Source organism: Croceibacterium xixiisoli (genome assembly GCF_009827305.1).
GTDB lineage: Bacteria > Pseudomonadota > Alphaproteobacteria > Sphingomonadales > Sphingomonadaceae > Croceibacterium_C > Croceibacterium_C xixiisoli.
This window is the reverse complement of sequence record NZ_WTYJ01000001.1, coordinates 1,633,770-1,659,638: the sequence shown is the minus strand read 5'-3', so window position 1 is coordinate 1,659,638 and position 25,869 is coordinate 1,633,770. Positions and strand designations below refer to the sequence as shown.

Below are 25,869 nucleotides of genomic sequence, written 5' to 3'. Positions count from 1 at the left end.
GTTCACCTCACCTGCAGACGGCAAAGTGGGCAATGTTTGGGCCGCCGTGCCGGGTTGCAAGGTTGCAACTGGATTCCCGCCTTCGCGGGAATGGCGAATTAAAGCAATCACTTAGCCTCGCATTTTTGCCAAGGCGAGAATTCAGTCAGCGCAATGGTTCGGAGGCCGATGCGGAGCGCGGAAACAAAAAGGGCGCCATTCCTGATGGAAGGCGCCCTTTCGTATTATGTGATTCTCAGATCAGGCAACGGTTTCGCCTGACAGCAGCGCGCGCACGGCGTTGAGTGCATCGGCGGCGCGGGTGCCATCGGGGCCGCCGCCCTGGGCCATGTCAGGCCGGCCGCCGCCGCCCTTCCCGCCCAGTTGTTCGACCCCGGCACGGACGAAATCGACCGCGCTGAAGCGGCCGACCAGATCCTCTGTCACCGCAGCAGCAAAGGCCGCGCGGCCTTCGTTGATGGCGACGATGGCAGCCACCCCCGAACCGATCCGCTTTTTGGTTTCATCCAGCAGGCCGCGCAGTTCCTTGGGATCCATGCCGTCGAACACCTGACCGGAGAACCGCACCCCGCCGATGTCCTCGTCTGCGGCCGGCGCGGCTGCGCCGCCGCCGCCACCGAGAGCGATCTGCTTCTTCGCGTCGGCCAGTTCGCGTTCGAGCCGGCGGCGTTCTTCCACCAGGGCGACGACGCGGCCTTCGACCTCGTCCGGGCTGGTGCGCAGCACGGCGGCGACCGATTTGAGCTGATCTTCGCGACCCACGACCCATTGGCGGGCGGCTTCACCCGTCAGCGCCTCGATCCGGCGAACGCCGGACTGCACCGCGCCTTCGGAAATGATCCGGAACAGACCGATATCGCCGGTGGCGCGGACATGGGTGCCGCCGCACAGTTCGACCGAATAATTGCGGCCGCTGCCCTGCCAATCCGAGCGGCCCATGGAGAGCACGCGAACCTCTTCGCCATATTTCTCCCCAAACAGGGCCATGGCGCCGGCAGCAACGGCATCGTCCGGGCTCATCAGCCGGGTGAGGACTTCCTCATTCTGGCGGATTTCAGCGTTCACCTCCGCCTCGACAGCGGCGATTTCGTCTGCCGTCAGCGGCTTGGGATGGGAGAAGTCGAAGCGCAGCCGATCTTCCGCGACGGAGGACCCCTTCTGCGTGACATGATCACCCAGGCGGTTGCGCAAGGCGGCGTGCAGCAGATGGGTGGCCGAATGGTTGGCCCGGATGCGATCGCGCCGATCGGCGTCGACGGCCAGATGGACGGTTTCCCCACGGGTGATGGTGCCGCTTTCGATCCGGCCCTGCATCGCGTGCAGCCGGCCGAGCGGCTTGGCCGTATCCGAGATGAGGATCGACAGACCCTTTTCATCACGGATGGTGCCGGCATCGCCCCCCTGCCCACCGCTTTCGCCATAGAACGGCGTCTGGTTGGTCAGCACGGTGACGTCCGTACCGGCAGAGGCGCTTTCCACCTCGGCGCCGTCAACCAGCAGGGCGACCACGCGACCGTCGCCGGCCGTGGCACCGTAGCCGGTGAATTCGCTGGCGCCTTCGCGTTCGGCGATGTCGAACCAGAGTTCGCCATCGGCAGCCGCGCCCGAACCCTTCCAGGCGGCGCGGGCGGCGGCTTTCTGTTCGGCCATGGCGGCATCGAAACCGCCGCGATCGACGGCGATGCCGCGCGCGCGCAGGGCGTCTTCGGTCAGATCATAGGGGAAGCCGAAGGTGTCATAGAGGCGGAAGGCGGTCGCGCCGGGCAGGCTGTCGCCTTCGCCAAGACCCTCGGTGGCATCGTCGAGCAGCCGCAGCCCCTTCTCCAGAGTCTGGCGGAAGCGCGTTTCTTCGCGTTCGAGCACTTCGGTGATGAGCGCCTGGGCGCGCGGCAGTTCGGGATAGGCCTGCCCCATCTCGCTGACCAGCGAAGGCACCAGGCGGTGCATCAAGGGCTCCTTCGCGCCGAGCAGATGGGCATGGCGCATGGCGCGGCGCATGATCCGCCGCAGCACATAGCCGCGCCCTTCGTTGGAGGGCAGCACGCCATCGGCGATCAGGAAGCTGGTGGAACGCAGATGATCGGCGATCACCTGGTGGCTGGCCTGCTGCGCCCCTTCGGCGCGGGTGCTGGTCAGATCCTCGCTCGCGGCGATCAGCTTGCGGAATGTGTCTGTCTTGAAGACCGTGTGCACGCCCTGCAGCACGGTGGCGATACGTTCCAGACCCATGCCGGTGTCGATGCTGGGGCGCGGCAGATCCGCGACAATCTGATCGTTTTCCTGCATATGCTGCATGAAGACGAGGTTCCAGATTTCGACGAAACGGTCGCCATCCTCATCCGGCGAGCCGGGGGGGCCACCGGGCACATCGGGGCCGTGATCCCAGAAGATTTCCGAACAGGGGCCGCAGGGACCATCCGAACCCATGGCCCAGAAATTGTCCTTCGTGGCGATGCGGATGATGCGTTCTTCGGGCAGGCCGGCGATCTTGCGCCACAGTTCGAAGGCTTCATCATCGGTGTGATAGACGGTGGCGCTGAGCCGATCGGCGGGCAGGCCGAATTCGCGCGTGATCAGATCCCACGCCAGTTCGATGGCGCGTTCCTTGAAATAATCGCCGAAGCTGAAATTGCCGAGCATTTCGAACAGCGTCAGGTGACGCGCGGTATAGCCGACATTGTCCAGATCATTGTGCTTGCCGCCGGCGCGGACGCATTTCTGGCTGCTGGCCGCGCGTGGTGCCGGGGGTGTTTCCAGCCCGGTGAAGACATTCTTGAACGGCACCATGCCCGCGTTCACGAACATCAGCGAGGGATCATTATAGGGCACCAGCGGCGCAGACGGCCGGATGACGTGATCATTGGCCGCAAAGTGATCCAGAAATGTGCGGCGGATATCGTTGGTAGAGTTCATGGCCACGAATTAAGGCGCGCGAACCCGCCCGACAAGCGGATTAAGGCGCTGTGTGTAACAGATATAGCCGATCAGCGACACAAATGCCCCAATCGAGGCCCGATTCAGCCTTTCTGTGCCTCGACGATCCAGATTGCGGCCGCGGCGGAAATCTGCCCGCCGTGCAGATTTGCATGAGCATAATGCCGTAATTGCGCGCGAAGTGCCTGTTTCGCGGCATCATCGAGCGCGGCCATACTGCGCGCGGCCGGTCCGATGCTGGTGTAATAGTCCATGGCATCGGCCACCGGATCCTCGCCTGCGCCGGCGATCATGGCGAAGTCGAAGGGGGTGATCGTGACATCGCGCCAGCCTGATGCCCCGAGAATCAGCTCGATTCGCGCAGGGTCGGCAAAGGCGAAGGGCCCCGGCGCCAGCGGATCGGCGGAGATTGCCGGGTTGGGCAGCAGGGCATCGACATCGGCGAAGAAGGGGCTTTCCGCCGGGCTGCGGAAGCAGGAAAACAGCAGCCGCGCGCGCGGCGCCGCGAGATCGTGGAAATGGCGGAAGGCCGCCACGGGATCATCGAAGAACATGACGCCGTGGCGTGAGAGCAGCAGCTGCGGAGCAAAGCCGTCGGGCGCCTGCCACAGCGTGGCATCGGCTGCGACGAAGGCGAGATTGGCATTGGCCGGGGCGCGGGCGATGGCGGTCTGCGTCAGACTGTCCGACAGATCGACGCCGATGATCTGCGCCTGGGGCGATCGGTCGGCCAAGGCGATGGCGAGTTCCCCCGCTCCGCTGCCGATTTCCAGGGCTTGCGTGAAAGGATGGGCGCTGGCGCGGCGCAGCAGTTCGGCGGTCAGCGCATGGAAGCTGCGATCGGTCCGGCGCCATTCGGCGGCCCAGCTGTCGCCCGTCTTGCCGCGCCAGTCATGCGCCAGTGCCATTGTTCGTTCCCTCGCTTCGACAGGTCGCGATCATGGCAATTTTGCGATCAATTCGCAACAAGAGGTAAGCTTTTGGTTGGGGAAATGTTTGAGCCGAAACGGAAGAGGCCGGCGCGTTCCCCGCAAGGAATGCACGCCGGCCCCGTTTCCGCAAGCGACCGCCCTGCCCGATGTGATCAGGCAGGCGCCGCTTCTTGAAGATCAGATGTCGTCGTCCGCGTCCGGGCCCGTCATCATCTCTTCGGCGACAGCGTCAGTGCGGCTGCGGATCGCGGCTTCCAACCTGTCGCAAACTTCGGAATTTTCCCGCAGGAAGTTCTTGGCGTTTTCACGCCCCTGACCGATGCGGATCGAATCATAGCTGAACCAGCTGCCCGATTTTTCGACGATGCCGGCCTTCACGCCGAGATCGAGGATTTCGCCGATCTTGGAGATCCCTTCGCCATACATGATGTCGAATTCGACCTGCTTGAACGGCGGGGCAACCTTGTTCTTCACCACCTTCACGCGGGTGGCGTTGCCGATGATATCGTCCCGATCCTTGATCTGCCCGGTGCGGCGGATGTCGAGACGGACGGAGGCGTAGAACTTCAGCGCGTTGCCGCCGGTGGTGGTTTCCGGGTTGCCGTACATCACGCCGATTTTCATGCGCAGCTGGTTGATGAAGATCACCATGCAGCGCGAACGGCTGATCGAGCCGGTCAGCTTGCGCAGCGATTGCGACATCAGTCGCGCCTGCAGGCCGACATGGCTGTCGCCCATTTCGCCTTCGATTTCAGCGCGCGGCACCAGGGCGGCAACCGAATCGACCACCAGCACGTCGATCGCGTTGGAGCGGACCAGCGTGTCGACGATTTCGAGCGCCTGTTCGCCGGTATCGGGCTGAGACACGATCAGTTCGTCGATATCAACGCCCAGCTTCTTCGCATAGACCGGATCGAGCGCGTGTTCGGCGTCGACGAAAGCCGCCGTGCCGCCGCCCTTCTGCGCTTCGGCGATGACATGCAGCGCCAACGTGGTCTTGCCCGAACTTTCCGGACCATAGACTTCGATCACGCGGCCGCGCGGCAGACCGCCCACGCCCAGCGCGATATCCAGCCCGAGCGAACCGGTGGAAATCGCTTCCACCTGCATCGCTTCCTTCTGGCCGAGCTTCATCGCCGAGCCCTTGCCGAACGCGCGATCAATCTGCGCGAGCGCTGCGTCGAGCGCCTTCTGACGGTCCACTTTGGATTCCTTTTCAAAAACCAGCTTCAGTTCCGCTGCCATGACATGGCCTCCGTCAGTTAGCTAGGGTTGCCCCGGTGTTCTTCAACGAAGGTGTATGTACCCACTTTGTTCCATAAGAACAAGAGGAGAACGAAAATTTCCTACGTTTCCCTGCAAAACGTAGGAAATCTGCGCCATTGGCCGATAGTCAGCTGCCAAGCGAGGCGCTCCGGATACGCCAGTTCACCACCAGCTGGCCATTGGCGGGCACGGTGACATCCTTCACTTGCATGCCGTCCTTCACCCGCAGGCCGGCAAGCTGGCGGAACACCCATTCGCCCGGCTGGCCGAATTGCAGCCGGAAGGGCGCGGCCGTTGGATTGGCATTGGTGATGGTGGCGCGCATATTGGCCCAGCCCGCCTGCGGATCGGCGTCGCCGACGAGATCGCAGGTAACAAAGACCTGCGCGCTTTCGCCGATATCGATCTCCACATCCTGCCCTTCGGCATGATCGCGCAATTGCTGTTCCGCGACCAGCAGTTCACCCGCCGAGGAGGGTTCGAAGAAGCTGATCCCGCCCATCGGCATGGCCACGCCCAGGCCATGCGCCTTGTCATTGACGGTTTCGAACCGCATCCGCGCGGCGACCGCGTCTTCATCGGCATTCCAGGGATCGCACTGCCCCTGATAAACCAGCTGGCCCTTCACCTCGTCGCGCTGGAGGAAGGCGACCTGCTTGAGGCCCTTGGCCGAGACGGTGACTCGTTCGGGAACGCGGAAGAGCTTGAGATCGCCCAATTGTTCTTCCACCGCGACCATGGCCGCACCGGCCCTTTGCAGGCGACTTCCCGTGACGACGACCTCCTCCATCATCGGCGCAGCCATGGCAGGGGCCGGCGGCGGTGGGGGCGGCGGTGGCGGAGGCATCAGGCTTTCGACCGGGGTGCCGGCCGCCGTGCTGCCCAGCGGATAGCAGGTCAGTTGCAGCCCGCGCGCCTGGGGGGCGGCGGCCAGGGTGCGGTAATCGCTGGTGACATTGAGTTTACCCGCCACCACCAGCAGCTCGGCATCGGGGAAGCTCTGGCCATTGTCGTTCAGCAGGGTGAGCCAGGAGGTGAGCCCCATGCGCATGTTCCGCGCATCGCCCCCTTCGGCCAGTTGCGCGACATAATGCGCCTGCCAGTCGAAGCCCCAGGCCAGATAGGTCAGCTGGATGGTGTAGGTGCCGCCGGCGGCATTGTTGGTGTTGATCGAATAGACCGGCTGCGCGGAGAGCCCCTGCGGTACGCGGTCGAAGGTCAGTCGTTCGGGCAGCCCGGAACAGCGCACCGCCTCAAAACCGTCGGCAGTCTGCAGCACGAGCCCGCCATCGGCGCGGGTGCGGACGACAGCCTCTTCCGCGACCTCAGCCCCGGTCGCCCGATTGGTGCGGGTGATGGTGACGCGATTGCCCAGCGTGCCATCGACCAGCGCCGCCGGGCTGAGGAGATCGGCGTTGCGGTTCTTCTCCAGCGTTCCGCCAGGCAGGCCGGTGACGATGGCACTGACCGCGACCATGCCTTCGGCCACGCCTTCGAAGCGGATCGTGGTTTCACCCGGCGGCACGGTGACCTGCCGGGTTTCGGTGATCATCGCGAAACCCTGCGGCCAGTTGCGATTCATCGCCTGGCTCTCTCCGCGATTGGGATCACGATAGAGCGTGACGGCGAGCGACTGGGGCGCGGAGGCGTCCACAGTCTCCCGCGCGGTGGCGGGCACGGCCGGGATGCCCGACATGACAGCGGCGGCGAGGATCAGCCAGCCGCAGCGTGGGGGTGTGACAAGGCGGCGCATCGCCGTCGCCCTCAATAACGGGTTTCGTAGGTGACGCGCACTTCCCGCTTGCCGTTGGCCGGCACGGTGATGACATATTTGCGCCGGTCGGCATTGATCTGCGTGCCGGCGACATCTTCATTCACGACGCGGAAATCGCGGCCCCACCAGCCCCGGTCCAGCCCACCCTGCAGCAGTTCGACCTCGACCGGTTCGGGCTTCGCATTGGTCAGGGTGTAGCGCATGGTGGTGCGCCAGAAATCGACCGCCTGTTCCACCTCGACTTCGCGTGTAACCTGGCCATCCTGGATCACGCGATAGCGGGCGCTGCGTTCATATTCGGCCGCGGTAATCTTGTCGCGCGCCTCAACCTCCGCCTGGACGAAGATATCGAAGGCATCGCCGGTGCGGAGCGTCAATTCGCTGCCCATGGGGGTGTGGCCGATACCGTTTTCGCCGATGAACTGCGGATTGCCCTGCGCATCGCGCTGATAAAAGCGCACCGTACCCGAGGGCAGCGCGTCGCCCAGCCCGCCTTCACGGGAAGAGGAGAAGGCGATCTGGCTGCTGACCGCAACCGGCGCGTCGTCGCTGCTGAGCCAGCCGACTTCCCGGCCATAGACCTTGCGCGCGGGAACGCCCTGCGAATCCAGGAAGCTGACCTGCTTGGTCTGGGCATTGGCGATCGTGGTGCGTTCGGCGATCGGATAAAGGTAGAAATCGCCGAGCCGTTCGCGATCGGCGGTCTGCGTGCCGGGGGCCATGCGACCGCGCGAGGTCACTCCGCGCCGGGGCGGCTGATACCCGCCGCCCTCCCCAGGCTCGCCCGCAACCAGCAGCGTGTTGGCCGCATGGAAGGTGGTGCCGGTGTTGTTGGTCAGCGTGACCCAGCCCTGCATATCGATGGTGCCGCGTGTTTCATCATAGAGCGCGACATAATCGGCGCCCCAGCCGAGCCCGGGGGTGAGATAGCGGATCGAGGCCGGACGGGCGCCGCCGCGCGTGCTCTGCAGCGTGACCGAGAGCGTCGGGCGCGCGCGCAGATTGGGCGGCACGCGATCGAACACGGCGCGCACGGGCAGGCCGTCATCGCGCAGCACCTCTATCCGGTCACCGATCTGCACCACCACGCCGCCGGCCGTGGACAGCACGGTCGCGCGTTCGCGGGTTTCCACGCCGGTGGCCGGATTGGTGCGCACGAGCGTGATCGTCTGGCCGATCGCCTTTTCCATCAGCTTGCCGGGCGTGAGCAGATCGAAATCGAAATTCTGTTCGACGATTGCGGTGTTGGCGGCCGCGAAGCTGAGCGTTTCCGGCCGGATCTGCGCCGAAACATCGGGGAAGGACACGGTGCTGCGGCCATTGGCGATGTTGAGCTGGCGGATATCCTGCACCAGCGCCTGGTTGTTGTTGTATATGGTGACCGAGACATCGCCCTGAGAGGTCTGTTCGGTTTCGGGAGCGGTCTGGGCATGGGACATAACAGGGACGATGGCGGGGATGGCAAAGCATGCCGCGCGCAAAACCAACGATGCCTGACGTGCCATTCCCAATTCTCCCTGTTGTCCTGTTCGGAGCGAGCAATTCTCCGTTACCGTGCTATTGAATGCGTGTTGCAAACTGAATGCAAGACGAATGACAAAAACCGCTGGAAGCCTCTCTTCTCGCCATTTTCGATTGCTCATGATGGTCATCGTGCCGATGGTTGCGCTGGCGATCGTCCTGTATTTGCCGAAAAAATGCACGGGCACGTGCCCAGGGACGCGGTTCGAAACAACCGCTGTCAACGCCGCTGATGAAGATTTGATCGTGCGTCGGACCCAAATGGCGTTTGCGCTGATCCATCAGGAGACCGCCATATCCGGTCGTTCCCCTAATTCACTGCTGATAGAGGTGGTCGCGTTCGATAAGGCGGCAGGCTATTGGCTGGCGATCGATATCTATGCGGACCAATCGGCCAGTATCGGCTATCTGTCGCAAGGGCGAGCCGGTGGCGCATATTCGGAAATCGGCCCGGTCCGCTTCGATGTTCCGGCGGATGTTTGGCAACCGTTTCTTGCCCGCTTCGATGCGGAAACAGCGACGCACCGGGGCGACAGTCTGCCGCCAAGTCAGCTGTTCCACGGAACTTCGATCACGTTCGAGCGCCAGCGGAACGCAATTGCCAGTCATGGCGGCGGCGTAGTGCAGGAAGGCCAGCTTTTCTTCGGCATCTCACAGCAACTGCTGACGCTGCTGCAGTCTCACCTGCCGCCTTCTGGCCGCCCCGGCCCCGCCTGGGTCTTCCCAAGCTCCGAGTAAAACGCTCCTAACGCCGCTCAGCCCGCAGCACTTCGGCGACCTTGTCGGCGATCTGCTGCACGCCGAAGGGCTTGGCGATGAAGTGCATCTTTTCGATATTGATCTCTCGCCGCAGCTGTTCCTCGGCATAGCCGGACATGAACAGCACCGGCATGCTCGGACGTTCCTGGCGGATTTCGCGGGCCATGGCCGGGCCGTCCATGGTGGGCATCACCACATCGCTGACGACCAGATCGAAATCGCCGCCATCGCGCATGGCGGCCACGCCTTCCTCGCCATCGCTGGCGGTGACGACGGTGTAGCCGTGGCGGGTCAGCGCCCGTTCGGCGACGGCGCGCACCATGTCTTCGTCTTCCACCAGCAGGATGCGCCCGCCGCCCGACCATTGCCGCACGGCCTCTTCCGGGCCGGCGGCAGCGGCGCGCAGTTCTTCCTCGGTCGCATGGTGGACGGGCAGATAGATGGTGAAGCGCGCGCCCTTGATCGTCCCGTCGGGATTCTGCGCATTGTCGGCGAAGATGAAACCGCCGGATTGCTTGACGATGCCATAGACGGTCGACAGGCCCAGGCCCGTGCCCTTGCCCAGTTCCTTCGTAGTGAAGAAGGGTTCGAAGATCTTGGAAAGAAGCTCGGGCGGGATGCCGCCGCCGGTATCCTCCGCAATCAGCGCGGTGTAATCGCCGGTGGGGATGATCTCGCTTTCCAGCCGGCCGATATCGCGCGCGGCGACGCGGCGGGTGGAAAAGGTCAGCGTGCCCTGCGCATGTTCGCCGAATTTGGACTGGATGGCATCGCGGGCGTTGACCGCCAGATTGATGATCACCTGCTCCAGCTGGCGCGGATCGGCGCGGACGGCGCCCAGTTCGCGATCGTGGTGGGTGCGCAGCGTGATCTTTGCGCCGAGCAGCCGCTTGAGCAGCTGGCCCACTTCGGTGATGACGTCGGGCAATTGCAGCACGGCCGGCTGCAGCGTCTGCTGACGGGAAAAGGCCAGCAATTGCCGGGTCAGCGAGGCGGCGCGGTTGGAATTGGCCTTGATCTGCTGAATGTCATCATAATCGCTGTCACCCGGTGTGTGGCGCAGCAGCATGAGATCGCAATAGCCGATGATGGCGGTCAGGACATTGTTGAAATCATGCGCCACGCCGCCGGCGAGCTGGCCCACGGCCTGCATCTTGCTGGCCTGGGCGACCTGCCGCTTGAGGCGGGTTTCCTCGGTCGTGTCGGCCAGGCTGAGCAGCACGGCGGCTTCCCCCAGACCGCGCACGCCGGCCAGGCCGAGCGACACCGGCTCTTCGGGTTCATTGCGCAGCCGGATGGCGATGTCGCCGCTGCTGGCCGGGCCCTGACCGAACCGGCGGACGGCGTCGGCCATGGCGGTCTTGTCCTGCCGCACGACCAGATCGGAAGGATAGGGCGGCAGGGCCCGCCCTTCGCAGCCCGATGCGCGGCAGAAGGCTGGATTGGCGAACAGCAGCCGCCCGTCGCGATCGGTCATCGCCAGGCCAAGCGGCAATTGTTCGAGCAAAGCTTCCAGCTGCGGGGTCTGGCCCGAAGCATCGCTGCCCCAGCCGCCCATGCCGACGCTTGAATCGAGCAGCAGCATCAGCTGCGGCGCTTCGTCGGGATTGCGCCCATCCTGCGTCGGATCGATCAGCGGCAGATGTACCAGCGTCTGCGGCGTGCCCTTCACCCCTTCGCGGGCGAAATAGATCCGGTCGCGTTCATCGGTTCGCAGCAGGTTGACGAAATCCTGACCGGCCATGCTGGCAGAAGGGTCACCGCTGGCCCGGCGGGCGAAGCCTTCATTGGCCGCGCGGATCGCGCCATCGGGCCCGACCAGTGCAACCTCCATACCGCCGGCGCTGAGCACCCGGCCGAACAGCCCCGCAATATGCTTGCCCACCCCGCCCAGCGGATCGCTGCGGTCGATCGGGGCGAAACGCCAGATCAGATGATCCCCGGCCCGGCCGGCGCGCACGGCAGCGGCAACCCAGGAACGGTTTTCATCCGCAATTGTCGCTGTGCCGCCATCCCCTTCGCGCCAGGCGGCGCGGGCGAGGCGATTGAGCTGATCGGCAGATGCCCCGTCCACCGGTACGCGCGGCGGGGCGAAGGCGGATCCGAACCAGAGTTCATAGGCGGCATTGGCGCAGACCAGCCGGTTGGCCCGATCGGTGATCGCCACGGCCACGCCCGGCTGTTCGATCGCGGCCACGGTGACCGACCAGTCGGGAACGGCAGTTTCTTCCCGCGCAGCCGGCGCATGGCTCCGCCGCCCAGCCGAAAAGGCGATCAGCCCCAGGACCACCAGCCCGCAGGCAAAGGCCATGGTCACCTGGGTGCTGCTGGTGACGAACTGAATCAGGCCAATACTGGCCAGCACCGCAGCCGCCACGGCGACAGTGTCCAGCAGGCGGCGGGAAGGGTCCCGAACCTCTATGCTCATTGTGCCCGGTTCATTGTGCTGGCCTCATTGCGCGGGGGATGGCCGCAGGATCCGCGCGCTGCGCCGGGTCCATTTGCGCGACACGATCAGGCGCCAGACCAGCACCGATGCGGCATAGCCGAGCGCCGCGCTCAGCACGGCGAGCACGATGAAGCCGAAGGCCGTGACTCCCGCGGTTTCCAGGAACCAGCCGAAGCCGCCCCAATGGCCGGCCATGATATCGGCATAGATATCCCCGCCGGCCACCGCGTCGATCCGCAACACGAAGCCGCCCAGTTTGTTGGCCAGCAGCAGCCAGAACGGCAATGTGAAGGGATTGGTGAGGAAGGTCATCAGCGCCGAGATCGGCACATTGGCGCGAGCCGGCATGGCCAGGAAGGCGGCGAGGAAAATCTGCCCGACCGGAACGATGAAGCCGGCAAACAGGCCGAGCGCCACCCCGCGCGGGACGGAGCGGCGAGTAAAGCGCCAGAGTTCCGGGCTGAGGAACCGGTGCGCGATCGGGGCGAGATAGCGGTTCTGCGCCATATCCTCTCGCGTCGGCATTTCCGGCATCCTGCGCCGCAACCATTGACCCAATCTGCTCACCATGGAGCCTTCTTACACCTTTCGAACCAGACCGATACCGGACGCGGGAGAGGATTCGTCGAACAGCCGTTCAACGGAGCCGAACTACCCGCGTTCCCGCATCAGGCGCGCCTTGTCCCGCTGCCAATCCCGATCCTTGATCGTGGCGCGCTTGTCATGGTTCTGCTTACCCTTGGCCAGGGCCAGTTCGACCTTCGCCCGGCCGCGCGAGTTGAAGTAGATCGACAGGGGAACCATCGTCATCCCCTTGCGCTCCACCGCGCCGACCAGCTTTTCAATCTCCCGCTGATGCAGCAGCAGCTTGCGCGGGCGTTTGGGTTCATGGTTGTAGCGGTTGCCGTGGCTGAATTCGGGGATGTTGGCGTTGACCAGGAAAGCCTCTCCGCCGCGAACCTCGGCATAGCTTTCCGCGATCGAGCCTTCGCCGAAGCGCAGGCTCTTCACTTCGGTGCCGGACAGGGCGATGCCCGCCTCGAACTTGTCCTCTATGAAATAGTCGAACCGCGCACGCCGGTTTTCGGCGACGGTTTTGACCTTGTCGAAGGTGGAGGGTTTGGGACGCGCCATAGATCGAGTGCATGTAGTGAGCCGGAAGGCGAACGGGAAGCCCCCTCCTCCATCCGTTTTGCGCCGCCTTATTGACCTTATCAATTGATGCTTGACTTTGACTAAGTCAAAACTGCAATAGTTTCCGCATAAAACAAAAACACAGGCTGGCTGAACGACAGCGGGTGAGGAGAGGATTGTACGCCGCGACGCTGGATTTCCGGTGCATGGCGATGCGCGCCTGAACGATGCGGCGATCGCCGCCCTCCTCGTCAGAATTGCACGATGGGGAGAGACACAGTGAACCACCCGAAGCCCTTGCGAACGCGCCCCCTGCTGATGGCGGCCAGCGCGCTGATACCGACCATCGCCATGCCCGCGATGGCGCAGGAGACGCCCGCGCCGACGGAAAGCCCAGCCAGCGAGGCGCCGATCGTCGTCACCGGATCGCGGCTGCAGCGCACCACATTCGATACCCCTTCCCCCGTCACCACGCTGGGCAGCGATGATCTGGCGCGGCGCGGGATTACCAATATTGCCGAAGCAATCACCGAACTGCCGTCTTTCCGCGACAGCACCGGGCCGCAGACGCAGGGTTTCGGTAGTTTCAATGTCGGCGCGCGCATCGTCAATCTGCGCGGCCTGGGCGTGACGCGGAACCTGATCCTGGTGAACGGCCGCCGGTTTGCCCCCAGCACGCGCGAAGGTTCGGTCGATCTGAACTTCATTCCTTCGATCCTGATCGAACGGACCGAGATCGTTACCGGTGGTGCCTCTGCCGCCTATGGTTCAGATGCGATCACCGGGGTGGTCAATGTCATCCTGGACGAAGATCTGGTGGGACTGAAGGCGGAGGCCGATTATGGTGTATCGGAACAGGGGGATGGCGATCGCTATCATGCCGCACTCGCCTTCGGCTCGCCGATCGGGGATCGCGGGCATTTCGTGATCGGGGGCGAATGGGCCGACCAGAAGGGGATCGGCAATTGCTTCACCCGCGACTGGTGCACATCGGGCGCGATCGTCACCCATCCGGGCGGGCCGAACAATTTCATCCGCAGTAACAATGATGGTGGTTTTGCCTTCAACAGCAGCGGGGTGCTGAAAGGCGGCGCCATCGGCAGCGCGACCAATCTGTTCGGCACGGGCGGGGTTACCTTCGATGCCAATGGCAATCCGATCGCCTATGACACGGGCACGCGCGCGTTTGGCCTGACCCAGATCGGCGGCGACCACACCCCGACCTATCTGAACGCCAATATCACCGTCCCCGTGCAGCGCTATTCCTTCAACGCCTTTGCCGATTACGAATTGTCGGACAATCTGCGGATCTTCGTCGATGGCACCTATGGCCATGTGGCGGGGCAGTTGCTGCAGACATCGTTCTTCACCGCCGGCATGCCGATCTTTGCCGACAATCCCTTCATCCCCGACGAAGTTCGGGCGCAATTGCCGGCGGGGCAGAACACCCAGCCGACCGGGCCGGCTTCGCTGGTGCGACCGGGCGCGGCCGCCTTCAGCATGGCGCGCAGCTTCGATGATTTTGCCCGTGGATACAGCACATCCAAGGCCGACACCTATCGCATTGCGGCGGGGATCGACGGCAAGTTCGGCGGCGGCTGGAATTGGGACGCCAGCTATCAATACAGCCGCACCGACCGCAACCAGCGGGTGGAAGACAATCTGATCGTCGGCGCGGCGGCGTTTCCGATCGGCAACCCGGCCACGATCGCGCAGAGCAATGCGCTGTTCTATTTCGCGGCCGATGCGGTGGTCGATCCGGCCACCGGCAATCCGACCTGCCGCGCGCTGCTGAGTGCAGATCCGGACTTGCGGGCGGCAGCGCAGGGCTGCGTGCCGCTCAATCTGTTCGGGGCTAACAATTACGATCCGGCGGCCAAGGATTACATCTATGGGACGCTGATCGAGGACATCAAGCTGGAACAGCATGTGGTGGCGGCCAATGTCGCCGGCGAGCTGACCCAGTTGCCGGCCGGGCCGATCAGCCTGGCGCTGGGAGGGGAATATCGCGTCGACCGGATCGACGTGACGCATGACGATCTGTCCAACCTCTATGCCTATTTCCAGAACTTCGGTTCGGACTACAACGGCAAGACCGAGGTGATCGAAGGCTTTGCCGAAATCGGCGTGCCGGTGTTCAAGGATGAGCCGGGCGCGCAGGCGGTGGAACTCAACGCCGCGATCCGGCAGACGCATTACCGCATTTCCGGCTTCGGCAGCTATCTGCAGACGCAAGCCAACAATTCCTTCGATGCGACCGCCTGGAAGTTGAGCGCAAACTGGGAGGTTAACGACTGGCTGCGGTTCCGCGTGAGCCGATCACGCGATATCCGGGCGCCCAATTTTGCCGAGCTGTTCCTGGCATCGGCCAGTTCCTTCACCCCGATCGTCAATCCGTTCAAAGGCAATATCGCGCAGAACCCCGATCTCTATAATGGCGGCAGCCCCTTCGTGCGCCCGGAAAAGGCCGATACGCTGGGCATCGGTATGATCCTGCAGCCGCAGGGCGCGCTCGACGGGCTGCGGCTGTCGGTCGATTAATTCAAGATCAATGTGAAGGATTACATCGGCACCCCGCCCGGCGGGTTCCAGAACATCATCAATGTCTGCCACCAGAGTGGGCTGGCATCGGCCTGCGCGCTGATCAACGACGGCAGCATTGCGGCTGGCGACGATATTACCGAGGTGCGCAACATCTCCCTCAACCTCGAAGAGCTGCGCACCAGCGGGGTGGATATCGAAGCGGATTACCGGTTCGATCTGGGCGGGCGCAACCAGCTGATGCTGCGGGGGCTGGCCACCTATACCGACCAGTTGACCAGCATCGCCTTCGGCCAGACGATCGACCGCGCCGGGCAGACCGGGGTGGCAGGGGCCATCGCCGCGCCGAAATGGAGCGCCAATGGCTTCGTCACCTTCGTCAATCCGCGCTTCACCCTGACGCTGCAGGGGCGTTACATCGACAAGGGCGTGCTGGATGCGCTGTACACCCAGCCGGGCGATGACGGCTATGTTGCCGGCGCGCTGAACACGATCAATGACAACAGCGTGCCGAGCCGGTTCTATCTGAACCTGTCAGGCACGGTGAACCTGGGTCCGGATGCCGAGGAAGGGCGCGGGTTTCAGCTGTTCTATCGCGTGAACAATCTGCTCAACACCGATCCGCCGATCGTGCCGGAAACCCAGTTTCCAACCAATCCGGTCTATTTCGACACCATCGGCCGCTATTACACGGTGGGGCTGCGCGCCCGCTTCTGACCCGGCGTGGGCTGGCCTCAGGCCAGCCCCACAGCCAGCCCGGCCCGGCTGAGGGCCGCATCGACCGCCTGACGGCCGGCTTCATTGCAGGGCAGGATCGGCAGGCGCACCTCTTCGCTGACCCAGTCATGCAGGCGGCTGAGGGCATATTTGGCCGGCGCCGGGCTGGCATCGGCAAACATCGCCTTGTGCAGCGGGAACAGCAGATCATGCAATTCGCGCGCGGCCGGAAAATCCCCGGCGGCGGCAGCGGCGTGGAAGCGGGCGGAAAGATTCGGCGCGACATTGGCGGTGACCGAAATGCAGCCCACCTGCCCCAGCGCATAGCCGGCCAGCGCCAGCGGATCATCGCCCGACAGCTGGCAGAAATCCGGCCCTGCGCCCAGACGGTGCTGGGTGACGCGGGCCAGATCGCCGCTCGCATCCTTGATCGCCACGATCTTCCCCGGGAAGCGGCGGTGCAGTTCCGTGACGGTATCGGGCAGCATGTCCGTAACGGTGCGGCCGGGCACATTGTAAAGCACGATCGGCAGTTCGCTGCGTTCGGCAAGCCAGGAAAAATGCGCGATCATCCCATCCTGGCTGGGCCGGTTGTAATAGGGGGCGACCATCAGCGCCGCATCGGCACCGGCAACGGTCGCTTCCTTGATGTGCCACAGCGCCGTCTGCGTATCATTGCTGCCGCAGCCCGCAATGACCGGCACGCGCCCGGCGGCCTGTTCGGCGCAAATGCGGATGACGCGATGATGTTCATCATTGTCCAGCGTGGAGGCTTCACCCGTGGTGCCGCAGGGAACCAGCGCGCTGGAACCCTCTTTAATTTGCCAGTCGACGAGCCGGCGGAAGGCCGCTTCATCCACGGCACCATCGCGAAATGGCGTGACCAGTGCCGGAATTGAGCCAGAGAACATTTGCACCGCTCCAGAAAATACATTTATTCTGTATGAGACAGCATTCCCCACACAGTCGGGACCAGCCCCGTTCAGCGCCTGATAAGGAGCCGCCCCCCAAGATGTCCAGCATGGTTCGCTCATCATGCATCGCCGCACTGCTCACCAGCGGCATTTTCGTAACATCCCCGGCCCTTGCTCAGGGGAATGAATGGGATCAGGCCCGCGCCAGCCTCGTGGCGCGGCAACCGGGGGCGATCGCGGCGGGCATTGCCCGTTGGGAACAGCTTTCGGCCACGCCCAACATGGGGTTCGACGATTATTCGGGCTTCCTGATGAGCTACCCCGGATTTCCGGATGAGGCCAAGCTGCGCGGCTATGCCGAAGGGCGACTGAACCAGGAATTCGTGCCCCCGGAACGAATCGTCGCCTTTTTCGACCGGTTCCCGCCGGTGACCAATTCGGCCAAGGCGCATTATGCCCTGGCGTTGATGAGCGTACGCCCCGATGCCGCCGAACCGCTGGCGCGCGCATCCTGGCGCGGCGGGGAAATGGGCAGCAATGCCTCCGCCGCGATCCTGGGCCGTTACGGATCCAGCTTCACGACCGACGATCAGGACGCGCGCATGGATGCGCTGCTGTGGCAGCGTGACCGTGCCGGCGCAGAACGGCAGATCGGGCTGTCTTCCCCCGGCCGATATGAAGTGTTCCGGGCGCGGCTGGCGATTTTGCAGGGTGCCGATGGCAGCACCAGCGATGCGGCCGCCATGTCCGACCCCGGATATCTCTACAACCGCAGCCGCGAGTTGCGGCAGAAGAGCCGCACGCAGGAGGCCGCCTCCATGTTGGCCAACCGGCCACCGCTGGCCCAGCTGCCGTTCGACCAGACCGCCTGGGTGACCGAACAGCTCAATGTTGCCAAGGGCACGGGCGCGCGCAGCGCGGTGCAGATAGCGGCGCGGATCGATGAAGCGTTTGCCCCGGGTGACGATGTTTCGACCAAGAGCTTCCGCCTGCGCGACGATTACACGTCGCTGATGTGGCTGGGCGGCACGCGCGCGCTGTGGGAACTGGGCGATGCCGCCTCTGCCGCGCCACTGTTCTATCGTTATGGCGCCGCGGCCCGCACGCCGCAGACCCGTTCCAAGGGCTTCTTCTGGGCCGGGCGCGCCATGGCGCAGGCCGGTGACGCCGGCGGGGCACAGCGTTATTACGAAATGGCTGCGCAATATGGCGACCGTTTCTATGGCCAGATGGCGTTGAAGGAACTGGGCCGCCCGCTGCCCAATTTCGCCGATGCGCCGCAGGGCCAGCCGACCGCCGAGGAACGCGCCGCGTTCCAGTCTGCGCCGATCACCCTGGCGGTGAGCGAAGTGGCACGCGACGCGCCGTGGAGCACCGGCATAAGGTTCTATCGCGCAATTGCCGATCAGGCCGAAACCATCGGCCAGCATGTGCTGGTGGCCGAACTGGCGCGAAACATCGGTCGCCGCGATCTGGCGGTCAATCTGGCCGATGCCGCCGCTGCCGATGGGCATCCGGGCTTCATCCAGATCGGTTTCCCCACGCTGGTGCCCCCGCCCGGCACCGACTGGACGATCGTGCATGCGATCACCCGGCAGGAAAGCCAGTTTGCGCAGAACGCCGTCAGCCATGCCGGCGCGCGCGGGCTGATGCAGCTGATGCCGGGCACCGCGCGGGAAGAAGCGCAGAAGGCCGGGATGAGCTATCTGTCGGCGTCGCTGGTCGATGATGCCGGTTACAATGTGCAGCTGGGCAGCAATCACTTCCAGCGGCTGCTCGCCCGTTATGACGGCAGCTATCCGCTGGCCATTGCCGCCTACAATGCCGGGCCCGGCAATGTGAACAAATGGCTGAACCAGAACGGCGACCCGCGCAGTGGCGCGATCAGCTGGCTGGACTGGGTGGAGAAGATCCCGTTCTTCGAAACCAAGAACTACGTCACCCGCGTGATCGAAAACGCCGTGGTGTATGAAGCGCTGCATCCCGACAAATCCACCTGGGGCCGCGCCCGCGGGGTGGATGAATTCCTCCGCTGATCGCAGGCCACGGGCGGCGCGCGCCGCCGTCCGTTGCTGCCGGAAACTTTCGAACATCGCTGCATGGCTGAAAAAACCAATCTCATCACCCCGGCGGGGCTTGCCGGGCTGAAGGCGCGTTACGATCATCTGCTCGGCACAGAGCGGCCGGAGATCGTGGCCATCGTCAGCTGGGCCGCAGGCAATGGCGACCGGTCGGAAAATGGCGATTATCTTTATGGCCGGAAGCGGATGCGGGAGATCGATCGCGAGCTGGGCTTTCTGGCCCGGCGGATGAAAGCCGCGCGTGTGGTCGACCCCGCACAACAGCCGGATCGGACCCGCACCTTCTTCGGCGCGACGGTGACCATTGCCGATGAGGATGACAACCAGCGCGTGCTGACGCTGGTGGGCGATGACGAGCAGGATGCGGGCGCCAATCGCATCGGCTGGAGCGCCCCGATCGCCCGCGCATTACGCGGCGCGGCGGTGGGCGATTTGCGCACTGTGCGCCTGCCGCAGGGGGAAAAGGAATGGGAAGTGATCGCAATCACCTATCCCACGGCCTGAAGATGGACCGGCGCGGATGCTGAAATCGCTGATCGCCGGGGCAATTGCCGCCGCACTGGGGCTGCTGAGCATGGGCCTGCTGGGCGGGTTGCTGTATTACGCCGCCTTCCCAGTGCTGTTTCCGCTGTTCGGCAATATCAACGGCTGGAGCGGCGACAATGTCTGGCCCGCCACCATCGGCGCCGGCATGCTGTGGGGCCTGGCCTTCCCCATTGCCGGGCTGATCAACCGCAGGCTTGCGCGACAAGGCACCGCCCCTGCCCTGCGGCGTGCCTGCTATGCGCTGGTGCTGTGGGTGGGCGCGGCGCTGGTCTGGATCGCCATGGCCGGGACGATGGATATACGATTGGGATAAGACACGGTTCGGGCTGCTTCAAAACACTATATTGCAGATATCAATACCCTGCTTCATGATATTCTCATGACAATTGCCCAACGCATTATTTATGTTGCAGCAGGATCGCATTTCACTGCCGCGCTCATTAGAGATGGCGCCGAGTGGCGGACTTTCTTCTATGGCTCTTTTGCAATTGGCGCCATTGCCGGATCCTGGATGCTGATCGACAGGCTTCGGGGGCGCTCCAAGCCGATTGCAACTGACTGAGACGCCGCCTTGTTGAGCAGTCGGTTCTGAAAAACCATCCCACTGCAATGTTTTGCCAGCAAAATCACACCACCATCTGCGCATCGACTTTGCCCACGGCGCCGGCGAGGTCGAAAGTCATGATGCCGGAACTGTGCCTTACCCGATCGAGCCAGGCGGGGTGGCTGATCGATTTGGCCGCGTCGCGATGGCCGTCGTGCCAGTGGCTGTTCACCGTCAGGCGGGAGAATTCGTAATCCTTGGACTGGGATTCGAACACTTCTCGGTGATTGATCATATGCACGACCGACACGGCGCCCTCTTCCTCACAGCGGGAGAGGAACTGGACATCGGCGTCATCCCGCATTTCCGGCGGCAGCTTGCCCATCAGCCGCGCGACCGCGCCGCGCAGGGCCACCAGTTCCTTCTCCACATCGGTGTTGAAGCGGGTGCGGCTGGAATAGCGGATGTCCTTTTCCCGCTGCAGCACATCCGACAGGGTCTGCGGCATGTCGCCCCGGGCGCAGAACAGATCGACCTGGAAAATCACCGCATCGCCGGGCTGTTTGGTGTCGAGGACATATTGCAACGGGGTGTTGGAGACCAGGCCGCCATCCCAATAGGGTTCGCCGTCGATCATCACCGGCGGGAAGCCGGGCGGCAGGGCGCCGCTGGCCATGATGTGTTCGGGTTCGATGCGGATGCGATCGGAATCGAAGAACACCAGATTGCCGCTCAGCACATTGACCGCGCCAACGCTGACCCGGATCGGACCATCGTTGAGCAGATCGAAATCCACAAGTTCCACAAGGGTTTGCCGCAGGGGCATGGTGTCATAAAAACTGATCGCGGCCTCGCTGCCCGGAGTGGCGGCGAAGGGCGGCGGCATGCGCGGGGTGAAGAAACCGGGCGCCCCGGCCATGGCGGTGATCGCGGCGGAGGTTTCGTTGAACAGGCGGCGGCCGATGCCGCTTTCGGCCGGCCAGGGAACAGGCACAAGTTCCGATACGCGATCCCAGAATTGGCGCAGGCGGGGCAGGCGCTGTTCGGGTGGATTGCCGGCGATGATCGCACAATTGATCGCGCCGATCGAAATTCCAGCAAGCCATTCAGGCTCATAGCCGCCCTTGTGCAGAGCTTCATACACGCCCGCCTGATAGGCGCCGAGCGCGCCGCCGCCCTGAAAGACGAGGAAGACCGGCTCCTTCGCCGGGTTGCTGGGTGCCGGTTTTGCCATGGCGAAGATGTGGCCCGTCCGATGCCGCATTGCAACATGGAAGGCCGGTGATCCATTATCGGACTGGCCCGCCGCGGCCCCTTGGCCTGTGCGCCGGGAGGGCATATGAGGGCACGAACGGCGGATCAATCCGCCAGCCAGAGGAACGGGCCGTGGCCGAAATTGTCAATTTGCGTCAAGCACGTAAGGCCGCCAAGCGAGCCGGGGAAGAGGCGCAGGCGGCGGCCAATCGGGCGCGGTTCGGGCAGACGAAATCGGGCAAGGCGAGCGTGAAGGCGGAAGCCGAGCGGATCCTGCGGACGCTGGATGGGGCGCAGTTGGAAGGGGCGGCGAAGTCCGACAGGATCGTCAGCCTGATCGCGCGTGAGCCGGGCGAAGGCTGATGCGATCGACCTTCGGCGAGGCCAGCGTCAGGCTGTATCATCTGGATGACGGGATCGAAGGTGGTTCCGCCAACACGCTGTTTTATGGATCTTTATCCGAGGCGATGGTCATCGCCAGCCAGCAATCGGAAGCGGTGCAGGAAGGCCTGTTCCTGGCGACGGACAATGATGTGGTCGCCTATCTCGACATGGTCGAGGAATAGGCCGGCATCGCGATGATGCCGGCCCGGAGTGCTTAATTTTCGTCGTTGAGATCGAAGGTCGTGCTGCTGCGGCTGACCCGGGCGGGAGCGGAAACCGACTGCGTTCCCGATGCCGTTGCGGGCACCGAAGCGGACGCGCTGCCTGCGCCTGAGGGCGCGCTGCCTCCGCCTGAGGACGCCGCAACAGCGCCCGAGACGCCCTGCACCAGCCCGTTGAGCGAGCTGCCGTCGAGCCCCAGTTCTTTCAGCAGACCATCAAGCACCGGCGCCTGGGCACGGTAGGCGAGCGCGGCCGAGACCGCATCAGTCGCCAGATTGCCGGTGCCGCCGATGGCGGCAGAGCCCCCTGCCCCGCCGCCGCCATTGCCGCCGCGCTGGGTCAGGCCATCGACCTGCACGATCTTGATCGAATCGATCGCTTCGAGCGGCTTGGCGCTTTCGCGGACCAGTTCCGGCAGGACCTTGAGCAGGGCCAGCTTGGTCTGCAGCGAGATCTGATCCATCGAGAGCAGATTGGCCGCTTCGTTGACGGCGCGCTGACCGGCAGCCTCCACTTCGAAGCGGACGCGGTCCGCTTCGGCGCGCAGCTTGGCAGCCTCTGCATCACCCTCTGCCTCCAGCCGGACGGCGGCGGCGCGGTTGCTGGCAGCGTCGCGTTCCGCCTCTGCCTGAACCTTCAGGCGGATGGCATCGCGTTCGGCCGCCTTGGCCGCTTCGATCAGTTCGATGCGCTTTTCACGCTCGGCGATTTCGGTGTCGCGTGAGGTGGTGACGGATTCTTCGGCCGCGATGGCCTTGGCACGGGCTTCATCGGCCTGCGCCTTGGCCTGGCTTTCTTCGCGGCTCTTGTTCTGGACCGCGATCTGCTGTTCCTGGCGGGCGATATCGAGCGCCTGCTTCTGGGCAATGCGCGCCTCTTCAATGGCCCGGTCCGCCTCGATCTGGCGGCCATCGATTTCGCGCTTGGCATCGATCCGGGCGCTTTCCGATTCCTGGTTGCGGAGCGCCTGTTCCCGCGCGACTTCCGCCATCTGGGCGGCCCGGCGCATTTCAACCTCGCGTTCCTGTTCCAGCCGGGCGAATTCGGTATCGCGGCCGATTTCGAAGCTGCGCTTGCCGGCTTCCAGGTTCTTGGTTTCGATCTGGACGCGGGTTTCCTGTTCGATGTCGTTGCGCAATTTCTTGCGCGCTTCGATCTGCTCGGTCAGCTTGGTCAGACCTTCGGCGTCGAAGGCGTTGTTGGCGTTGAAATGTTCGATGCTGGTCTGATCGAGCCCGGTGAGGGAAACGGATTCCAGTTCCAGCCCGTTCATGGCCAGATCGTTGGAGCTGACCTGCTGCACCTTCTGCACGAAATCGGCCCGCTGTTCATGCAGTTCGTTCATGCTCATGCCGGCCGCGACCGAGCGCAGCGCATCGACGAATTTGCCTTCGACCAGATCCTTCAATGCTTCGGGATGCATGGTGCGCTGACCCAGCGTCTGGGCGGCCATGGCGATGGCGCCGGCATCGGGGCGCACGCGAACGTAGAATTCCGCCTTCACGTCGATCCGCAGCCGATCCAGCGTGATCAGCGCGTCCTGGTTCTTGCGTTCCACCGCCAGACGGACGGTGTTCATGTTCACCGGCATGGTTTCATGGAAGACCGGCAGCACCAGCGCGCCGCCGTTCATGACCACCCGTTCCCCGCCGACGCCCGTCCGGACGAAGGCGACTTCCTTGCTTGCCCGACGATACAGCTTGGCCAGCATGAACCCGATGATCAGCAGGAACAGGAATGCCCCGCCGACCAGTGTCGCCAATGTCATGAAATCATAGCCCATCTATATCCCCTTCAGGAATTGCCCAGCGGCGCCAATCGCCGCTCTTCCAGTGTCACACAGTAAAAAATCTCGTTCTCTCGCCGCACGAGCAGGATCTCTTCGCCCTCGGCAATCTGCGCGGCGGGATCGTGCGGCACGACCATGACGTGGTGCGGATGGCCGTGGATATCCTCCACCCGGGCGCGGGCCGGATAGTTGGCGGCGGCCCGGCCATGGGCGATCCGCCCGCGCCGGCCGACCAGGCTGTCCAGCCCGACGGCGGTGGTTTCATCCTGCGGCAAAATATGGCCGAGCGGGCGCGACAGTGCGCCGGCCACCGGCAGGGTCAGCACGCCGGTGGCGGCAGCGCCGAGCCACATGTCGAGCGGCGCGCCGAGCAGCGATTGCGCCAGCCCCTGCACCCCGACACCCAATGCGGCAAACAGCAGCAGATACATCGTCAGCCAGATCATGAAGGGCACCCGGCCGATGCCCAGCAGGCTGAGCAGCCCCTCGCCCGCCCCGGCAGCATGGCCATCGGCGTCGGCATCCATATCGAGATCTGCGTCCCCGAACATGTCGGCCACGCCAAACAATTGCAGCAGAGCGATCAGGGCCATCAGCACCAGCGCGGCGGCGAAAGGCAGATTGTGGTCAGCCAGAAGGCTCATGCATCCCCGCCCGCCGCATATCGGCTGGGCCCTCCCTGTTTGTCGAATCCTGTTCGCGGCCATCAAACTATGAATCCGGTAGAGAATCCAGCCAAACCGGTTTCAGGCGCAACAATTATGAAAATAAATCGTCTGCGGGGCGGGCAGCCCTGCCCGATCGATGTTGCAGTTTCCATCTGCAGCAAAATCCAGCACAAGCGGGCGCCATGATCCGCCGCCTGAGCCTTGCCGCCCTGATCGCCGTTCCGCTGATCGCTGTCTGTGCGCCGCTGGCGGCAAAGGACAGCCTGGGCGTGTTCGGGCAGTGGGGTGCGTTTCACGACGCCGATGGGCCGCGCTGCTATGCGATTGCGGCCGGGGGGCGGCGCGGCGATTTTGCGCCTTTTGCCAGCGTCGGCACCTGGCCCGGGCAGGAGGTGCGCGGGCAGGTGCATTTTCGCCTGTCGCGCAGAACGGCCCGCAACACGGCGATCCGACTGCGGGTGGGATCACAGGAATTCCCGCTGACCGGCGGCGGCGGCGATGCCTGGGCCCGCGATGGGCGGATGGATGCCGCGATCGTGGCGGCGATGCGTTCGGCCGGCCGGATGACGATCAGCGCACGTTCGGCAGACGGGCGGAATTTTTCCGACAGCTACAGCCTGGAAGGCGCGGCCACCGCCATGGACGCGGCCAGCGTCGGCTGCACCGGGCGCCGCTGATACGAAAAGGGCCGGGACGTTTCCGTCCCGGCCGTTCGTGTTTTTACCGATCGTCAAAGATCAGAAGCGGAAGCCCGCGCCCACAACCACCTGGTGGCGGTGTGTGTTGAGGTCGAAGCTGTCCGAGGTCTGATCGCCCAGCTTCAGTTCGCCATTGCCGTAGTCGGAATAGGTGTATTCACCCTTCACGAAGACGTTGTTGGTGATGGCGCGTTCGAGACCGCCACCCACGCGCCAGCCGTCCAGTTCCACGCGAGCGTCAGTGGCCTGCGCAGCGGAGGTGAAGCCGGAGACATTGTACTGGGCATTGGTGTAGCCGCCCTTGACGTAAGCCAGGGTGTTCGGGGTCACCAGCGCACCGACGCGAGCACCGGCGTAGAGATCACGGCCGTTCGAGATGCGTGCGGTCGAGAAATCGCTGATGCCGGACACGTCATAGGTGTTCTTGGCTTCGCCGCCGAAGATCTGACCTTCGATACCGACAACCAGGCCGCCGATTGCGTGGTCATAGCCGACGCCGGCACCATAGGTGACGCCATCGATCGAGCGATCGAAATTGTCGTCGATGTCCAGCGAGTCCGTTTCCAGCTTGCTGATGTCATAACCCATCAGCACTTCTGCACGGGGGCCGGTGAAGGGCGAACTGTCCTGCGCCAGAGCGGGCGTTGCGAGAACTGCGGCCGATCCAGCGACGAGAAGGGCAATGCGCTTATTCATAAAAAAACTCCATCTCATTAATGCCCGGGCCTTGTTTGCCTTCGGG

General features: G+C 64.1%; 23 protein-coding genes. 10 read left to right on the top strand and 13 right to left on the bottom strand.

Features of this window, described 5'->3' with window-relative positions; all coding sequences use genetic code 11:
• Positions 1–240: 240 nt before the first annotated feature.
• From alaS to GRI97_RS07920, 5 genes are all read right to left on the bottom strand, one after another.
• A complete protein-coding gene (gene alaS / locus GRI97_RS07940) occupies positions 241–2,913 on the bottom strand; it encodes an alanine--tRNA ligase (RefSeq protein ID WP_161390505.1) in 2,673 nt (890 codons plus the stop codon).
• Between the two features lie 104 nt (positions 2,914–3,017).
• The gene (locus GRI97_RS07935) at positions 3,018–3,842 is read right to left on the bottom strand and encodes a class I SAM-dependent methyltransferase (RefSeq protein ID WP_161390504.1); all 825 of its coding nucleotides are present in this window, start codon (positions 3,840–3,842) and stop codon (positions 3,018–3,020) included.
• A 201-nt stretch (positions 3,843–4,043) separates the two neighbouring features.
• A complete protein-coding gene (gene recA, locus GRI97_RS07930; RefSeq protein ID WP_161390503.1) occupies positions 4,044–5,111 on the bottom strand; it encodes a recombinase RecA in 1,068 nt (355 codons plus the stop codon).
• Between the two features lie 148 nt (positions 5,112–5,259).
• A complete protein-coding gene (locus GRI97_RS07925) occupies positions 5,260–6,885 on the bottom strand; it encodes a DUF4139 domain-containing protein (protein ID WP_161390502.1) in 1,626 nt (541 codons plus the stop codon).
• Between the two features lie 11 nt (positions 6,886–6,896).
• On the bottom strand, positions 6,897–8,411 hold the full coding sequence (locus GRI97_RS07920; RefSeq protein ID WP_161390501.1) for a DUF4139 domain-containing protein: 1,515 nt from the start codon (positions 8,409–8,411) through the stop codon (positions 6,897–6,899).
• An 88-nt stretch (positions 8,412–8,499) separates the two neighbouring features.
• Here GRI97_RS07920 and GRI97_RS07915 point away from each other — a divergent pair, with 88 nt between their 5' ends.
• Positions 8,500–9,165, top strand: coding sequence for a hypothetical protein (locus GRI97_RS07915; RefSeq protein WP_161390500.1), 666 nt, complete (start codon positions 8,500–8,502; stop codon positions 9,163–9,165).
• 7 nt (positions 9,166–9,172) lie between these two features.
• Here the strand turns inward: GRI97_RS07915 and GRI97_RS07910 are convergent, their stop codons facing one another.
• The 3 genes from GRI97_RS07910 to smpB form a co-directional block, all read right to left on the bottom strand.
• On the bottom strand, positions 9,173–11,614 hold the full coding sequence (locus GRI97_RS07910) for a response regulator (RefSeq protein WP_161390499.1): 2,442 nt from the start codon (positions 11,612–11,614) through the stop codon (positions 9,173–9,175).
• A 24-nt stretch (positions 11,615–11,638) separates the two neighbouring features.
• Positions 11,639–12,160, bottom strand: a complete 522-nt coding sequence (locus GRI97_RS07905) for a DUF2062 domain-containing protein (protein ID WP_202392601.1) — start codon at positions 12,158–12,160, stop codon at positions 11,639–11,641.
• 126 nt (positions 12,161–12,286) lie between these two features.
• Positions 12,287–12,769, bottom strand: a complete 483-nt coding sequence (smpB, locus tag GRI97_RS07900; RefSeq protein WP_161390497.1) for an SsrA-binding protein SmpB — start codon at positions 12,767–12,769, stop codon at positions 12,287–12,289.
• A gap of 318 nt (positions 12,770–13,087) precedes the next feature.
• Between smpB and GRI97_RS07895 the strand changes: the two genes are divergently transcribed.
• On the top strand, positions 13,088–15,310 hold the full coding sequence (locus GRI97_RS07895; RefSeq protein WP_235917645.1) for a TonB-dependent receptor plug domain-containing protein: 2,223 nt from the start codon (positions 13,088–13,090) through the stop codon (positions 15,308–15,310).
• 12 nt (positions 15,311–15,322) lie between these two features.
• Positions 15,323–16,027: a porin family protein gene (locus GRI97_RS07890; RefSeq protein ID WP_161390495.1), complete on the top strand. Its 705-nt coding sequence runs from the start codon at positions 15,323–15,325 to the stop codon at positions 16,025–16,027.
• A gap of 17 nt (positions 16,028–16,044) precedes the next feature.
• On the opposite strand, the gene dapA is transcribed toward GRI97_RS07890, so the two are convergent.
• A complete protein-coding gene (gene dapA / locus GRI97_RS07885; protein WP_161390494.1) occupies positions 16,045–16,938 on the bottom strand; it encodes a 4-hydroxy-tetrahydrodipicolinate synthase in 894 nt (297 codons plus the stop codon).
• 101 nt (positions 16,939–17,039) lie between these two features.
• Between dapA and GRI97_RS07880 the strand changes: the two genes are divergently transcribed.
• The 4 genes from GRI97_RS07880 (at position 17,040) to GRI97_RS07865 (ending at position 20,130) form a co-directional block, all read left to right on the top strand.
• Entirely contained in the window at positions 17,040–18,977 is a 1,938-nt protein-coding gene (locus GRI97_RS07880; protein ID WP_161390493.1) for a lytic transglycosylase domain-containing protein, read from the top strand.
• 63 nt (positions 18,978–19,040) lie between these two features.
• A complete protein-coding gene (gene greB / locus GRI97_RS07875) occupies positions 19,041–19,526 on the top strand; it encodes a transcription elongation factor GreB (RefSeq protein ID WP_161390492.1) in 486 nt (161 codons plus the stop codon).
• Positions 19,527–19,542: 16 nt separating this feature from the next.
• Positions 19,543–19,881: a hypothetical protein gene (locus GRI97_RS07870; protein WP_161390491.1), complete on the top strand. Its 339-nt coding sequence runs from the start codon at positions 19,543–19,545 to the stop codon at positions 19,879–19,881.
• Between the two features lie 66 nt (positions 19,882–19,947).
• Positions 19,948–20,130, top strand: coding sequence for a hypothetical protein (locus GRI97_RS07865; RefSeq protein WP_161390490.1), 183 nt, complete (start codon positions 19,948–19,950; stop codon positions 20,128–20,130).
• A gap of 64 nt (positions 20,131–20,194) precedes the next feature.
• On the opposite strand, the gene GRI97_RS07860 is transcribed toward GRI97_RS07865, so the two are convergent.
• Positions 20,195–21,346, bottom strand: a complete 1,152-nt coding sequence (locus GRI97_RS07860; RefSeq protein ID WP_161390489.1) for a DUF3734 domain-containing protein — start codon at positions 21,344–21,346, stop codon at positions 20,195–20,197.
• Between the two features lie 152 nt (positions 21,347–21,498).
• On the opposite strand from GRI97_RS07860, the gene GRI97_RS07855 reads away from it, so the two are divergent.
• Positions 21,499–21,729, top strand: coding sequence for a DUF4169 family protein (locus tag GRI97_RS07855; protein ID WP_161390488.1), 231 nt, complete (start codon positions 21,499–21,501; stop codon positions 21,727–21,729).
• A complete protein-coding gene (locus GRI97_RS07850) occupies positions 21,729–21,932 on the top strand; it encodes a hypothetical protein (protein WP_161390487.1) in 204 nt (67 codons plus the stop codon). The genes GRI97_RS07855 and GRI97_RS07850 overlap by 1 nt, the downstream gene beginning before the upstream one ends.
• A 32-nt stretch (positions 21,933–21,964) precedes the next feature.
• Here the strand turns inward: GRI97_RS07850 and GRI97_RS07845 are convergent, their stop codons facing one another.
• Both GRI97_RS07845 and GRI97_RS07840 read right to left on the bottom strand, forming a co-directional pair.
• Positions 21,965–23,740, bottom strand: a complete 1,776-nt coding sequence (locus GRI97_RS07845; RefSeq protein WP_161390879.1) for a flotillin family protein — start codon at positions 23,738–23,740, stop codon at positions 21,965–21,967.
• 26 nt (positions 23,741–23,766) lie between these two features.
• On the bottom strand, positions 23,767–24,405 hold the full coding sequence (locus GRI97_RS07840; RefSeq protein ID WP_161390486.1) for an OB-fold-containig protein: 639 nt from the start codon (positions 24,403–24,405) through the stop codon (positions 23,767–23,769).
• A 206-nt stretch (positions 24,406–24,611) separates the two neighbouring features.
• Between GRI97_RS07840 and GRI97_RS07835 the strand changes: the two genes are divergently transcribed.
• Positions 24,612–25,106: an invasion associated locus B family protein gene (locus tag GRI97_RS07835; RefSeq protein WP_161390485.1), complete on the top strand. Its 495-nt coding sequence runs from the start codon at positions 24,612–24,614 to the stop codon at positions 25,104–25,106.
• A gap of 60 nt (positions 25,107–25,166) precedes the next feature.
• On the opposite strand, the gene GRI97_RS07830 is transcribed toward GRI97_RS07835, so the two are convergent.
• Positions 25,167–25,823: an outer membrane protein gene (locus tag GRI97_RS07830; protein WP_161390484.1), complete on the bottom strand. Its 657-nt coding sequence runs from the start codon at positions 25,821–25,823 to the stop codon at positions 25,167–25,169.
• Between the last annotated feature and the right edge of the window lie 46 nt (positions 25,824–25,869).

What these genes read in the sequence shown, in the direction of transcription:
- alaS (WP_161390505.1), bottom strand. Translation starts at nt 2,913, where the DNA reads ATGAACTCTACCAACGATATCCGCCGCACATTTCTGGATCACTTTGCG.
- GRI97_RS07935 (WP_161390504.1), bottom strand. Translation starts at nt 3,842, where the DNA reads ATGGCACTGGCGCATGACTGGCGCGGCAAGACGGGCGACAGCTGGGCC.
- recA (WP_161390503.1), bottom strand. Translation starts at nt 5,111, where the DNA reads ATGGCAGCGGAACTGAAGCTGGTTTTTGAAAAGGAATCCAAAGTGGAC.
- GRI97_RS07925 (WP_161390502.1), bottom strand. Translation starts at nt 6,885, where the DNA reads ATGCGCCGCCTTGTCACACCCCCACGCTGCGGCTGGCTGATCCTCGCC.
- GRI97_RS07920 (WP_161390501.1), bottom strand. Translation starts at nt 8,411, where the DNA reads ATGGCACGTCAGGCATCGTTGGTTTTGCGCGCGGCATGCTTTGCCATC.
- GRI97_RS07915 (WP_161390500.1), top strand. Translation starts at nt 8,500, where the DNA reads ATGACAAAAACCGCTGGAAGCCTCTCTTCTCGCCATTTTCGATTGCTC.
- GRI97_RS07910 (WP_161390499.1), bottom strand. Translation starts at nt 11,614, where the DNA reads ATGAGCATAGAGGTTCGGGACCCTTCCCGCCGCCTGCTGGACACTGTC.
- GRI97_RS07905 (WP_202392601.1), bottom strand. Translation starts at nt 12,160, where the DNA reads ATGCCGACGCGAGAGGATATGGCGCAGAACCGCTATCTCGCCCCGATC.
- smpB (WP_161390497.1), bottom strand. Translation starts at nt 12,769, where the DNA reads ATGGCGCGTCCCAAACCCTCCACCTTCGACAAGGTCAAAACCGTCGCC.
- GRI97_RS07895 (WP_235917645.1), top strand. Translation starts at nt 13,088, where the DNA reads ATGGCGGCCAGCGCGCTGATACCGACCATCGCCATGCCCGCGATGGCG.
- dapA (WP_161390494.1), bottom strand. Translation starts at nt 16,938, where the DNA reads ATGTTCTCTGGCTCAATTCCGGCACTGGTCACGCCATTTCGCGATGGT.
- GRI97_RS07880 (WP_161390493.1), top strand. Translation starts at nt 17,040, where the DNA reads ATGTCCAGCATGGTTCGCTCATCATGCATCGCCGCACTGCTCACCAGC.
- greB (WP_161390492.1), top strand. Translation starts at nt 19,041, where the DNA reads ATGGCTGAAAAAACCAATCTCATCACCCCGGCGGGGCTTGCCGGGCTG.
- GRI97_RS07870 (WP_161390491.1), top strand. Translation starts at nt 19,543, where the DNA reads ATGCTGAAATCGCTGATCGCCGGGGCAATTGCCGCCGCACTGGGGCTG.
- GRI97_RS07865 (WP_161390490.1), top strand. Translation starts at nt 19,948, where the DNA reads ATGACAATTGCCCAACGCATTATTTATGTTGCAGCAGGATCGCATTTC.
- GRI97_RS07860 (WP_161390489.1), bottom strand. Translation starts at nt 21,346, where the DNA reads ATGGCAAAACCGGCACCCAGCAACCCGGCGAAGGAGCCGGTCTTCCTC.
- GRI97_RS07850 (WP_161390487.1), top strand. Translation starts at nt 21,729, where the DNA reads ATGCGATCGACCTTCGGCGAGGCCAGCGTCAGGCTGTATCATCTGGAT.
- GRI97_RS07845 (WP_161390879.1), bottom strand. Translation starts at nt 23,740, where the DNA reads ATGACATTGGCGACACTGGTCGGCGGGGCATTCCTGTTCCTGCTGATC.
- GRI97_RS07840 (WP_161390486.1), bottom strand. Translation starts at nt 24,405, where the DNA reads ATGAGCCTTCTGGCTGACCACAATCTGCCTTTCGCCGCCGCGCTGGTG.
- GRI97_RS07835 (WP_161390485.1), top strand. Translation starts at nt 24,612, where the DNA reads ATGATCCGCCGCCTGAGCCTTGCCGCCCTGATCGCCGTTCCGCTGATC.
- GRI97_RS07830 (WP_161390484.1), bottom strand. Translation starts at nt 25,823, where the DNA reads ATGAATAAGCGCATTGCCCTTCTCGTCGCTGGATCGGCCGCAGTTCTC.